Raw genomic sequence first — 1,373 nt, 5'->3', positions numbered from 1 at the left:
TTAAGGCATTCAAACTTGGTGAGCGCGGTATGCGCTTTGGCGTAGTGCCATTTGATTTCACAAGGTGGGCAAATTTGCGGTAAACGCTCGGCCAGTTGGCTAGAAAACTCATAGTTGATATGAGATCCCACCACCGTAAAGTGTTCAGCAATCATGTCTTTGATGACGAAGCAGGCCAGCTCTGCGTCAATGCCAATCGCTGTGATTTGACACAAATCACCTTGTTGTAGACCTGCTTGCAAAATCGCCACGGACTTGGTGAGTTCCGCAACACGATTCTGCGTTACATTGATGATATGTAAGGTACTTTTGAACTTCTTTGCCACTCGATTGAGTGGCTGAGCAAGGTGCGCACTGGCATTTGCATTATCGACGAAAAAGGTGATTTGGTATTCGTTCATCTGCAAATTTAGTCGCGGCAGTGGACGAGGAATACTTTGTCGACGTTCAGCAAAACCTCTTCAATGGGGATTTGAATTTTGCGCGTCCCTTCGAATCGGCCAGGTTGTTCTATCTCAATATCCGACACGATCAAAACCCGATCCGCTTGAGCAATATCGTGAGGAGTGAGCTGATTCTCTATCCCCATCGCACCTTGCGTTTCTACTTTAATTTGCACGTTATGTTTTGGCGCAGCTTTCATTAGTGCATCTGCCGCCATATAAGTATGAGCGATGCCTGTAGGGCATGCTGTCACCGCTACGATTTTCATGTTCTATCCATTTTATTTTTTGTGGATATTAGCACAGCCACCGCAGATTGAATTAATTTGAGCTGGATTAACGCAAGAGCTCTATCACAGTTTGAATCTCATGTTACATTAATCCAGTTAATGCACTTTTAGTCCTATATATCAAAGGGTAGGCACTGGTTAATCTATGCCCAAATAAAATGAGTAGGAACGCATACGAGCCAGGGGATCCTGTATCTCAAACTCACTTGGGTATATATTCGAGCGTGAATATTGGAAGGTAAAACAATGGACATCACAAACCTAATTGAGCTGGAAACGATATGTTTAGATCTAAAAGCTCAAACCAAAGATGAAGCGCTCAAAGAGCTGGTCGAGATGCTAGAGGCCGCCGGCAAACTCAATAGTCAAAGCCAGTTCTTGGCAGATATCTGGAAACGAGAAGAGATCGGTAACACAGGATTTGATGATGGTATTGCGATCCCTCATGCCAAAAGTGATGCTGTAGCGAAACCGGCTGTCGCGGTCGGGATCAGCCGTAATGGGATTGATTATGGCGCCGAAGATGGCGAGCTGTCCGATGTGTTTTTCATGCTGGCGTCTCCAGATGGTGATGACCATCATCACATTGAAGTATTGGCACAAATTTCCACCAAAATTATCGAAGACGGCTTTGTTGAAA

3 protein-coding genes are annotated in these 1,373 nt (G+C 44.9%); 1 reads left to right on the top strand and 2 read right to left on the bottom strand.

Annotated features, from left to right (window positions below):
• The coding region (locus R7P72_RS24470) for an HPr family phosphocarrier protein (RefSeq protein WP_318110892.1) at window positions 1-401 on the bottom strand (401 nt) is incomplete at its 3' end.
• Between the two features lie 8 nt (window positions 402-409).
• Window positions 410-712 carry a PTS fructose transporter subunit IIB gene (locus R7P72_RS24465; protein ID WP_005463048.1) on the bottom strand — a complete coding sequence of 101 codons (303 nt, stop codon included), beginning with the start codon at window positions 710-712 and terminating at the stop codon, window positions 410-412.
• Between the two features lie 267 nt (window positions 713-979).
• On the opposite strand from R7P72_RS24465, the gene R7P72_RS24460 reads away from it, so the two are divergent.
• Window positions 980-1,373: fructose PTS transporter subunit IIA (locus R7P72_RS24460; RefSeq protein ID WP_318110891.1), on the top strand; the 394-nt coding region annotated here is incomplete at its 3' end.

The sequence above is a fragment of the Vibrio sp. Vb0888 genome (assembly GCF_033338835.1).
GTDB classification, from domain to species: Bacteria; Pseudomonadota; Gammaproteobacteria; order Enterobacterales; family Vibrionaceae; genus Vibrio; species Vibrio alginolyticus.
The sequence above is the reverse complement of the archived record's forward strand: the minus strand, read 5'-3'. Positions and strand labels throughout refer to the sequence as shown.

Excerpts from the sequence above, each read along its gene's own strand:
- R7P72_RS24465 (WP_005463048.1), bottom strand. The coding sequence starts at position 712 with ATGAAAATCGTAGCGGTGACAGCATGCCCTACAGGCATCGCTCATACT.